Genomic DNA, 10,931 nt, shown 5'->3' on the forward strand with positions numbered 1-10,931 from the left:
ATCGACCTCCTTCCTCGCGACTCGCTGAGTCCGACCAACTCGAGGACCTCGTCTCCGCGAGACTTCAGGATGCCGTTCGCTGCGGCCATACACTTGAGAGAGGCTCTTGCTCAACGGATTTTGGACGCACCCACCAACCATCATGCGCATCGTCGTCGATTTCCCGGCGTCGTCGGGGCTGAGAAACCCTGCCACCATGCCCGGTTTGACGTGAAGGTGCGATCGTCCACCGAACCGAACTGCCTGATCATCTCCGTATTTCGATCATGGGGTCACCCCCTCCCATAGCGGTCCTTGAACACATCGGTCGGAGGTCGCGGTCCCTTCATCCTTCCGGAGGAAGGCTCTTCGCGTCTGTTGCACGAAACGTCACTGTGCGCTCAGCGTTGCAGCACCCCACTGCGGCGAAGCCGTGTTCCAACTGACAATCGTCATCGACCACCGATGAGGAAATGCATTGAGAACCGTCGCTCGGTGAAGAGCTCGATTCTGACACCGCGCTCGGTGACGTCATGAGCGGCCTGCACTCGTTAACGAGTGGTCGCGCATTGGCGACGGCTTGAAGGAGGTGCAGCAGGGACGCGGTGACGAACTGCTCGAACTCGCCTACGGCATCGGCGGCTTCGAGGTCGAGGGTGGCTCAGCTCTTCTTAGGTCGTCCGAGCCGTCTTCAACTCATCCACGCGCTGGTGCTCACCGTCAGGAGCCGACGACGTCGGCTTCGCCCCTCGTCCTGTCGGTCGGGTTACTCGTCTCTTCGCGCACGATCAGCTGGATGCGCCGTGTCACCGCATTCTGCGCCGGGTTGCAGAGCGCAGAAATCGCCTGCCCAACTAATTCTCTGGACAACTCCTCACCGGCGGGACTCCCGACAAAAGGCCGGCTCAACCAGGGGAAATCCTTGAGCCGTTGGCGCATGACCGGCCGGTATCGCTCCGCCAACTTCTCAATTGTTGCTTCGCCCGCATCCGGGGGCAGCGCACTCAATTCGTCCTCGAGCGGATGTCGGTCGAGAAGCATGCTCCGCAGGTCCTTCAGATTGTCCTCGCTGAGAACCCTTGAGCACACCATAATGAGTGCGCGGTCGGACACGGCAAAGTCTCGGGCAATAACGCCGAACTCAACCGGCACGTCGACCGGAACATGTTCTTGCAGAATGCTCTTCAACTCGGACCGAATCTTCTGGAGCCGTGCGATGTTCACCTTGAACTGCTCGTCCAAGTCACTGATTGTCACCGTCAGGTCGTGATCGACTCTGCTCATTCGAGAGATGTCAGCCAAACCAACACCCAAATCTCTGAGTCGCTTTATCTGAATTAGCCGCACCAGATGCGTAACCGTGTACTGCTTGTAACCGTTCGACGAGCGCTTGGGCATGTCGAGCATGCCCACGTCGTGGTAGTGGCGGACAGCCTGAAGGGTCGTGCCTGCCAACTCCGCAAGCTGCCGTGTGCTCAGTCCCACCTCAGATCCCTCCTCGATTGGTCTCGTTGAAAGTCCATCCGCGCACGTGCAGCGAGGTGGACTCTCACTCCTGGGATCACTCCACCAGTCGTTCTACGAACAGACACAGCGATGTCCGACCTCGCCGAACTCGCGTGGTTCGCCTTGCAGGCACTGAAGAGAGAAAATCTAAGTCGTCGACAAACAAGCGGTAAATGTGAGCAAACTCTGTCGTGCCCCCACGCGTCTTGAATCTGACCGCCACAACAAGCACCTCACACCTCAGCCCTGACCGACGACAACCGGTCAGGGCGATGTGCGAATCGCCGAAGCAGAAGACTCGGCTCACTGTCGGAGGGACGAACTCCTCCTGGAGAACTCACATCATGCGTCGCGACGATTGGTAACGAGTACTGCTGCGCCGAAGATGATGGCCGTGAATACGATGAAATAGAGCAGACTGCCGAAAGGCCCCCAGTGGAAGTCGATGTCGCTGCCCTGCCCCAGAAAGTGGTTCGCGTTCGCCCATGGGAGGAACGGCTGTAACGCACGCCCCAGTGAGCCGAACAATCCGAACAGACTCTCGACCACCAACGGCCACAACAGCAACAACGCAATAGCACCTGCCGACTGACGAACCAGAGCACCAACTCCTACCGCGATGACGATCTGCAGGAAGGCCAGAATCGCGGTGCCATAGACGACGCGCCAGGATCCGTCTACGTCCAAGTTGAGCAATTCCCCTGCGTCGGCACCAGCAGTTGCGGCGGCAAGATAGAGCGCACCGAATCCGAGGACGAAGGTGAGAACGAGACCGAACACTCCAACCAGCAGCGCCTTGGCTCCCAGCACCGCCCCGCGGTTCGGGGTTGCCTGAAATGTCGTACGAATGACACCGAAACGGTACTCGCTGGTGATGGTCAAAGCTGCCATGATCATGAGAACCGTGACACCGAACCCACTGACTCCGGCCAATGCATCGAAGGTAGACGGAAGAATGGGTTCGATATCCGGTGTGTTTCCGTCGGACAGCTGTCTGTCGGAGGACTGCACGCTGATTCTCGACGTGATGCCGATGACGGCGGCAAGACCCAGTCCGAGGACAACTACGATCACCGAGCTCCACCGTGGTGACTTCGTCGACGTGAGCTTGATACGTTCTGCTGCTAATACACCCATCAGAGTGCGCCTCCTTCGGAATCGGCTCCTGCGCCGTGATATTGGACGTCGTCACCGGTGAGTTTCATGAATGCTTCCTCCAGCGATCCGCGCTGTGAGGACAATTCGTGCAGCACAAATCCGGCTCTTGCTGCAATTTCTCCGATGTCATCGGTGTTCGAATCGGTGACTACCAACCCGGGCTGTAGATCATCGGCCGTAGCCGGATCTCGAACGGTGAGGCCCGCCGAAGTCAGCGCGCTGCGGAGCAAGTCACGCTGGGGGCTCCGGACATATACCGATGCCTCCGAGGCATTGTCGATGAAATCCTGCACCGAGGAGTCTGTAATCAGCCGACCACGTCCGATTACCACAAGATGCTCTGCGGTCTGCGCCATTTCGGACAATAGGTGGCTCGATACGAGGACAGTGCGCCCCTCTGCCGCGAGGCGCTGCATGAACTTTCGGATCCACACGATGCCCTCGGGGTCGAGACCGTTGACCGGTTCGTCGAACAGCAACACTTTCGGGTCACCTAGCAATGCCCCGGCCAGCCCGAGACGTTGGGACATACCCAACGAAAACCCTCCGGCCTTCTTTTTGGCGACGCCGGTGAGTCCGACGAGTCGAAGCACTTCGTCGACCCGCGACCTCGCGATACCGTTCGAGGCGGCCATCCATTCTAGATGAGCTCGCGCAGAACGGTTGGGGTGCACCCATTTCGCGTCCAGAAGCGCACCCACAGTCCGGAGCGGCTGCTTCAGTTCACTATAGGGCCTGCCCTCGATCAGAGCCGTACCGCTGGACGGCCGGTCCAACCCCAGAATCATGCGCATAGTGGTCGACTTGCCCGCGCCGTTCGGTCCGAGAAAACCTGTCACAACACCCGGCTTCACCGTGAAAGTCAAGTTTTCGACCGCCTTGGTAGCGCCGTACTGTTTGGTCAATCCATTTAGTTCGATCATGAAATTAGTTGTCCACCAATCTATTTAGTTGCACGTCGAGGCCTGAATGAACGCTGTCCAGCGAAGCTGTAATGCTGCCTGCCTGTTCGTCAGCGGCCTTCTGGCTTTGCGACGCCAGTGCGGTAATGGTTGCCGCTGCTCCGGTGCTTGCGATGCGAACGCATTGCTTTCTGATGATCGGCTCGAGGTGGCCGATCTCATCGGACGCTCGGCCGCCACGTCGTGGCCGGGCACCGAGTCGTTACGCATATTGTCACGTCGATACCTATTTTCAGAGTGAAGAATGGAATTCTACTTGTTCCCGGCGGTTTGCCTCGACTTCAAGTGTCATCGCTGAGAGCAGCGAAAACCAGTGCGTATCAACATGATTTGCGATGACATCTACCATCGAAGAGTCATGACTTTTGTCATGGACTGCATTCGATAGACAGCATCCCGAACGTCCACAGGACCTGATTCCTTAGCGCGGGGCGTCGACGAACCGAGCATCCGAATCCCGAGGTATCTTGTCGTCCAATGAGTCTGAGCAGCGTTGGGTCACGACGTTTGTCCGCGGTCTCGACTCGCCAGTGACCTGGTTCTACGATCACGCAACCAGCGAGCGCGAGGAGATCCTCCGGCAGTACCCTCCAGTCGAACCAACGGATCTGGCCTCTATAACGGGCGTCGACTTCAGTGCCCGGGACGGGCTGCCACTGCACGACTTCCTCACACCGCTGGTTCGCATCCCCACCAGAACCTGACGAATGTCGATTGCGCCGGATATGAGCAAAGCGCTGAACCAGCTCGCGCCGAAGCTGGAAGCGCGAACTAGCGACGACAAGGCGGACGCCGGTAGTCGGGCGTCAGCCATCTTTGTGGTTCTGCGATCAAATTCGTCCTTATGCCTTGAGTGCGAACGACACGTACGTAAGCGGACCGCGAGCGCTGCCCGGCCTCAGAATCAACCGCACGGGCGATGACCAGTGCTGGAACAATCAACTCATCACTTTGGGCTCAAAGTGATGAGTTGGCGCAAGATCACCGGAAAACAAAACACCCCCTCACCGGCTTCGCGCTGGTGAGGGGGTGTTTCTGAGTGCGCCATCAGGGATTCGAACCCCGGACCCGCTGTCAGAGTGATGACAATTCGCCTGGATGCACCCGAGTCCCCCACAAGGCGGTTGAACTGGCAGTTCAGGGAGTCGAGTGACCACCGACGTCCAGCCGGATTCGCACGCGTTCAACTCAAAAAGATGACTAAAAGATTGCACTTTCGAATCCGCCCAAAACCAAGAACATTCTGCACCGACCATCCTCGTTCACATGGTCACTCGACTCCACCAACAGCAAAGGAGTGACCTCCTGTCCCTCTCCAAGTATCCGACTGACGAGCCTGCAGGGCTCCCCGCCGAAACTCAGATCGGCGTCCGTGTCGGAGCATTCACCTAGTCTTCTGCCCATCCAGCTCGTCCCTTGGCAGAAAAGAGTCATCGACGATGCCAGCGCAGGCGTGGGTCACTCTGATCATCGGACTGGTCGCCACCATCGGTGTCATCATCACCTGGCAACAGAAGAACTCCGCAGACCGCCGCTCCGAGTGGTTTCGACGGACCACTTGGGCGTTCGATCGCACCTTCAGCACCTCCGACACCGAAGCCCAACTCGGATGGAAGGTGCTCGAAACTCTGGTCGCATCTAGACTGGCTACACGCAGCGACTCCGACATCGTCCAAGTCATCGCCGAGCAAATAGCGCTCGGAGACTCGGACACCGATTACGACGAGGAGGCAGGAAATGACCACAGCAACACCGAAGAATCCGGCCCCGGCCATTCGTAGCCTCGCCGTCCGCCGGGCAGCGGCACAGGCCGCGGTCGCAGCAAGCGCCAAAACCGGTCGGCCGGTCCCCGACGCCGTGCAAAAACTCGCCAACTCACGCTAAAAGTTCGGGTGCGCTCGCCCCCATCCTTCGGCGCGATAGAGACGCGCACGAGAAACGCAGGGAGTCGCGTGACTTCGATGGTCGTGAACGGACATCTTGGTGCGCAAACCGCACTTACCGCACCGTCTCCGGAGCCGCTATGTCAACGCATCCTTCGGCACTCATAGTGCTATCGGATTATCAACGGTTGACTACTGCAATAACTTTGAGGCGGTGCCGTGCGTTCGGGACCTGAAACCATCGCTCGGTGACGTTATTGTTCACCAGCGCGCCGACGGTCCCTCTGGATCCGGACCGCGATTGGGAACTGTACGGTGCAGAAAGCTCGCCGACAAGACGAAACAGACCGGGACGTCTACTCGTGTCCGTGACCACGACGACCCTGCCGCGCAACGTCAGTGGTAGTGCGAATACGGTTCCGGCGGTCGAGGATTGATGGTGTCGCATGTCCAGGTGATGTTCGCTCCCCGCCACGATCCGACGCACTCCAGCCCCGGGTGCTCCGCCGCAAGAGTATTCGCGACATCGGTCGATCCGCCGACGTACGTCGACGTCAGATCGACATCCGTTGCGACGAACCATGCGCGATCCGCCGGCCACCACACGTGCGGCAAGAAGCCCTGCAGGTCCCGTGACACGTCGGCCACAGCGCCGCGGACCAGTAGGTGCTTGCGACCGGGCATTACAAGACCCGTCTGATCACGTCGAACACCCTGCAGACCTACACCTTCCCAAAATCCGAAGAAGCAGTCATCAGGTGTGGTCGTGAGGCCGGCGAGAACCGAACCCAACACTTCTGCCTCGTTCACGCTCAACTCCCCCTCCTGCGGACTGTCCGTCCAGAGCGAACCCTGACCCGTCCCGCGGCCCTGCCGGACACCCGCCTCGATCATCGACCCCCACGCGACGCTCTGATGCATGACCGCGCCGAGCGCATCCGCAACGGTCGACCACCGCACGGGCACAGTAATGCCGGACGCCGACTCCATCCGGGCGGGATGGAGAACCCGGGAGTACGTCTCGAACCCGCCTGGCACGAGAGCTGTGACGGTTCCGTCGAATGTCGAGGTGCACTCGCTCACCCAGTCCCCAACCGACACATCCGAGAGGAGGTCGGTGAAGTACCACGGTTCATCGTCTGCGCGGTCGGTCATACCGGACAGACTGCCACCGAAAGTCGACCTTTCCTACGGAGCAAGGGCGCGGCGCGCCCACGGCAACAACAACGAAGACGACAACGAAGACGACAACGAAGACGACAACGATCGACGTCGCATCGTGCCCTCAGCTTCGGCCTTCAACATCGGAGGGAGGGGAGCCGAACATCCTGGTCACCACAGATCACTCCCGACTTGTAAATGAGTAAGCCGGTAACACACAGAGCCGGGTGGATCGCGAAAGCAATGTTGTGGCCCTTGTTCGCGTCCAACGTCACGTTTGTCGCCGTGCGCGCGGTGTAGTTCGCCCGCGATGGGCTTCGGTATTCCCCACCTCTGGCCGACACCATTCTCGCGTTGGTCTTCTACCTCGTGATCGTCGACACGCCCACTAGAAACCGTTGCGCTGCAGGGACTGTGCCTCGGCGCGCGCGTCGAACGCGTTCTTTGAGCCGTGGCCTTCAGAATCCGTAGAACGGTGGGTACTCGGTGGGATCGTCCGGCGTCGTATCGATTCGTGCGGTGCGAAGAAGATCAGCGATAGCGGACTCGCCGGCACCGATCGTGGCGAAGTGAGGGTCGACGTCGTTGGCGATGCACCACGCACGATCGGCCGGCCACACAAACGCGGGGATCGGCAGCTCACCCGAGTCGTCTCGGGCGTCCTTCCACCTCGACACGTCCTCCGCAGTACCCCGGAAGAGGTAGCAGGGCCGCTCCGGGATCGAGACTGTCGCGGACTTGAAGTGGTCCAGGTTTTCGTAGCCCTCCCAGATCAGGAAATAGCACTCGTGCGGAGTGGTGGTGAACCGAACGAGCGTCGAGACAGCGATTCCGAGCTGGGCGATCTCGGACGGTCCGTCGTTGGCGAAGTCTGTGTCCATTTCGCGCTGACCGTCGTAGGTCGGGTCCGGGATGAACCTCAGCCGTGCATAGCGCTTGTACCCCGACGGGCCGCGGGTGACCAGATCCCACCAATCGCGTCTCTGATCGATCAACCATTGAGCGGGTGAGCCGTCACGGCACGGAGTAATCGTCACCTGGACGCCTCCGTCTCCCAATAACGCGCCTGTCGGACGAAATCGGCAAGCGTGAACCGCAACAGCAGAATGTCTCGTAAGGTGGCGCCCCAAGGCGGGCCGCCGCTGCCCTTACCGCCACCTCGATGCTGCTGAACTGCCGCAACGTCATTCGACGGTGTCCCAGTCCAGCACCCCGTTGTCGACCGCTGCGGTGTACCAGCCGATCGATATGCGATCAGTCACGGCCAACCTGACGTCGCGGACGAACGCTTCCAAAGACGGCCAGATTGGCACACCCAGGTGCCCGCCGTCGTCTGATCGGTACGACACGCTCCCCCGCATCTCTCCCGAACGGGTGTCGCAATACATCAGATTCGAATCCCATGCCGCGATAGGGACGTACCCCGGTAGGAACAGGTGATCTTCTGCCTCGACGCCCGCCTCGATCGAGTTGTCGACGATCTCGGCGTAGGTCCCGTCGTACATATCTGGTTCTGTTGCAACGATATCCGCCATGACTTCGACCATGTCGGAATGCCGTTGAGGTATCTCCACGACCTGCAGCAGACGTCCAGCCGGAACGACGAGTCCCGCGCCGCCGACTTCGTTCTGACCGTCGTGAAGGCCGAAGAACTCGCGAAGCTCGTCCGGCCACGGAACCGTCGCTGTCTCGGCCCGCTTCACCGCGCTCTTCGACGCACATGGCCTGAGCGTTCGCGCCGTCACCGGCGCCACGTCACGCAGCGCAGTCACGAGGAGGTTCCACTCATGAGTCAACGACATTGCCCGACCCTACTGCGCAGAGGGATCATCGAATTTACGAGCCCACCCTCTGATCAAGCGAGTATCGGGTTTCCACGCGCCCAGCACCTCTTTGATCCGCCGGGCAAGCCGCCGAACTTCCTGGATCGATGCAAGCCGAATACGCTCCGCGCTCGCGGGATCAGATAGCTATTCCATTTTCGCATCCGATCGAGCCCAGCTCCGAACCTCGCGAAATCTCCGCCGGCGCCGCGAACAGTTTCTAAGCGGACTCGAGCCGCCGAACCATCCACCGAATCCGACCCCTTGCTCGACTGGCAAAAGTGCCAACGCCAGGCATTGCGCAGGGCAAAGTGATGAGTAAGTGATGACCTTACGGTCCACAACCGTATCCACGCGGTACTTCTACGGCCGGCGACAACACCGAAGAGCAGGTCAGAAGCGGATACGCACGCCATCGATCGCAATCGAATCCCGGACAAACGGTTCCGCGAGTCGAATCATCGTCGATGGCGCGTACGAGGATCGCGACCTGGAGAAACATCGCCGAATTCACTCATCACTTTGCCCTCAAAGTGATGAGTAGACCTGACTCCCCAAGGCAAAAAGATGACCTCCTGACCTGCATTTCTGCTGGTCAGGAGGTCCTTCTTGTGCGCCATCAGGGATTCGAACCCCGGACCCGCTGTAAAAGAGGTAACAATTCAAATGGATACACTTGCGTCCATTACAGGCCAGCTGAGCTGGGTATTCGGGAAGTCGAGTGACCACCGAGATCCGGGTAAATCCACCCGAATACGCCCCAAAGTGATGAGTAAACGATGACCACCGGCACCCTGCTCCTGGTCCGTCTGCGTCCCGCATAGTCCCCCATCGACCAAGCGGACCGCCATGGACATTCGACTCCACCACGATTCAAAGTGATGAGTTCGAACGGCTCGGAAACACCGGCCTCCGGTAGTGGCGCGCCGGTCCGGGCGGACCAATGCTCTGCATATTCGCGATGCAGCATACTGCCGAAAGCAGAGAACCCGGGTCAGCTGCTCGAGCTGAATACCGAGTTCTTCGAACTTCTTCAACCGGGTCACGTCCAACGACATAGCACCGATCTGTGCACCATGATTATAGCCATCTGTAGGACTGCCAACCGTGACATCACAAGCACTCTGAACCGTCCCGGGTTTGATGCCGCTTCGTTCTTTGTGAAGGATGAAGCACATGTCGAAGCGTTACCCGGCCGAGCAACGTGAGCGTGCGGTGAAGATGGTCCTCGACCACCTCCACGAGTACAACTCCGTCTACGGCGCATGCAAGGCAATCGGACCGAAACTGGGTGTCGGCGCGGAGTCACTCCGGCTCTGGACACGCCAAGCTCAGATCGATGCCAACCAAACTCCCGGTGCAACGACCGAGGAGCAACAGCGAATCAAGGAACTCGAGCGTGAGAACCGAGATCTCAAGGAAGCCAACGAAATTCTGAAGTCGGCATCGATTTTCTTCGCGAGGGAGCTCGACCCTCGCCGCCGCAGATAGTCCAGTTCATCGATCAGATGCGTGCACAGAACTACCGGGTCGAGTCGATCTGCCGCGTGCTCACCGAGCACGGCGTGCAGGTCGCCCCACGCACGTACCGCAACTGGAAGAGCGCACCACCATCGGCCCGCACGATCTCCGATGCGTACCTCACCGCCGCGCTCCGCGACACGGTCGGCGAACCTGAAGAGCTCTACGGCCGCCGCAAGATGTATCGCCACCTGCGCAGGAAGGGCCATAGCGCGGCTGCCTGCACAGTCGACCGACTGATGGGCGACGAGGGTATGTCCGGCGTTGTCCGAGGCAGGCGGCACCGCACCACGATTCAGGGCGGTAAGAATTCCACACGGGCCCCTGACCTGCTCGACCGTGATTTCACTTCCGAGGCCCCGAATCGGAAGTGGGTCACCGACTTCACGTACACCAGGACGTGGGCGGGGTTCGTCTACGTCGCGTTCGTCATCGACTGCTTCTCCCGAGCGATCGTCGGTTGGCACGCCTCGACGGTCAAAGACACCACTATGGTCACCACCGCGTTGAAGATGGCGCTGTGGCGACGAGATCACGGTGGACACCGCGTCGGACCCGGCCTCATTCATCACAGCGACGCCGGCAGCCAATACACCTCGATCGCGTTCGCGGAAACGCTTGTGCTCGAGGGCATTGCGGCATCGATCGGAAGTGTCGGAGATGCCTACGACAATGCGTTGGCGGAGAGCACAATTGGGTTATTCAAGACCGAGGCGGTATCGAAGCGGAGCCCGTTCCTGAACGGGCCGATGAAGACCATCGACGATGTCGAGTTTGCTACGATGGGGTGGGTCGACTGGTTCAACCAACGCCGACTCCACAGCACCCTCGACTACCTCACACCAGAAGAGTTCGAGGAGGTCTACTACAGTCAAGAATCGGCACTCCGCCCGGAGATGTTGCAAGCGTAGGAGCGGCAAGAAACCCGGGACGGTTCA

8 protein-coding genes are annotated in these 10,931 nt (G+C 59.8%); 2 read left to right on the forward strand and 6 right to left on the reverse strand.

Annotated elements, in window-relative coordinates; all coding sequences use genetic code 11:
- Positions 1-699: 699 nt before the first annotated feature.
- From BJD99_RS01885 to BJD99_RS01895, 3 genes are all read right to left on the reverse strand, one after another.
- Positions 700-1,464: a MerR family transcriptional regulator gene (locus tag BJD99_RS01885; RefSeq protein WP_256895332.1), complete on the reverse strand. Its 765-nt coding sequence runs from the start codon at positions 1,462-1,464 to the stop codon at positions 700-702.
- 363 nt (positions 1,465-1,827) lie between these two features.
- On the reverse strand, positions 1,828-2,622 hold the full coding sequence (locus BJD99_RS01890) for an ABC transporter permease (protein WP_084345118.1): 795 nt from the start codon (positions 2,620-2,622) through the stop codon (positions 1,828-1,830).
- Positions 2,622-3,566, reverse strand: a complete 945-nt coding sequence (locus tag BJD99_RS01895) for an ABC transporter ATP-binding protein (protein WP_084345119.1) — start codon at positions 3,564-3,566, stop codon at positions 2,622-2,624. The genes BJD99_RS01890 and BJD99_RS01895 overlap by 1 nt, the downstream gene beginning before the upstream one ends.
- Positions 3,567-5,044: 1,478 nt before the next feature.
- Here BJD99_RS01895 and BJD99_RS01905 point away from each other — a divergent pair.
- Complete coding sequence (locus BJD99_RS01905) at positions 5,045-5,386, forward strand: hypothetical protein (protein ID WP_084345121.1); 342 nt, start codon at positions 5,045-5,047, stop codon at positions 5,384-5,386.
- Positions 5,387-5,884: 498 nt separating this feature from the next.
- On the opposite strand, the gene BJD99_RS01910 is transcribed toward BJD99_RS01905, so the two are convergent.
- The 3 genes from BJD99_RS01910 to BJD99_RS01920 all read right to left on the reverse strand — a co-directional run bounded on the left by BJD99_RS01910 (position 5,885) and on the right by BJD99_RS01920 (position 8,451).
- Complete coding sequence (locus BJD99_RS01910) at positions 5,885-6,643, reverse strand: hypothetical protein (protein WP_084345122.1); 759 nt, start codon at positions 6,641-6,643, stop codon at positions 5,885-5,887.
- Between the two features lie 464 nt (positions 6,644-7,107).
- On the reverse strand, positions 7,108-7,686 hold the full coding sequence (locus BJD99_RS01915) for a hypothetical protein (protein WP_084345123.1): 579 nt from the start codon (positions 7,684-7,686) through the stop codon (positions 7,108-7,110).
- Positions 7,687-7,833: 147 nt separating this feature from the next.
- A complete protein-coding gene (locus tag BJD99_RS01920; protein ID WP_084345124.1) occupies positions 7,834-8,451 on the reverse strand; it encodes an SMI1/KNR4 family protein in 618 nt (205 codons plus the stop codon).
- 1,197 nt (positions 8,452-9,648) lie between these two features.
- Here BJD99_RS01920 and BJD99_RS01930 point away from each other — a divergent pair.
- A protein-coding gene (locus tag BJD99_RS01930) for an IS3 family transposase (RefSeq protein WP_143542010.1) occupies positions 9,649-10,904 on the forward strand; the annotation gives its coding sequence in 2 pieces (ribosomal slippage) (positions 9,649-9,922 and positions 9,922-10,904; 1,257 coding nt in all).
- Positions 10,905-10,931: the final 27 nt, after the last annotated feature.

The sequence above is a fragment of the Rhodococcus sp. 1163 genome (assembly GCF_002091985.1).
Classification (GTDB): Bacteria; Actinomycetota; Actinomycetes; order Mycobacteriales; family Mycobacteriaceae; genus Rhodococcoides.

Excerpts from the sequence above, each read along its gene's own strand:
- BJD99_RS01890 (WP_084345118.1), bottom strand. The coding sequence starts at position 2,622 with ATGGGTGTATTAGCAGCAGAACGTATCAAGCTCACGTCGACGAAGTCA.
- BJD99_RS01905 (WP_084345121.1), top strand. The coding sequence starts at position 5,045 with ATGCCAGCGCAGGCGTGGGTCACTCTGATCATCGGACTGGTCGCCACC.
- BJD99_RS01895 (WP_084345119.1), bottom strand. The coding sequence starts at position 3,566 with ATGATCGAACTAAATGGATTGACCAAACAGTACGGCGCTACCAAGGCG.
- BJD99_RS01920 (WP_084345124.1), bottom strand. The coding sequence starts at position 8,451 with ATGTCGTTGACTCATGAGTGGAACCTCCTCGTGACTGCGCTGCGTGAC.
- BJD99_RS01910 (WP_084345122.1), bottom strand. The coding sequence starts at position 6,643 with ATGACCGACCGCGCAGACGATGAACCGTGGTACTTCACCGACCTCCTC.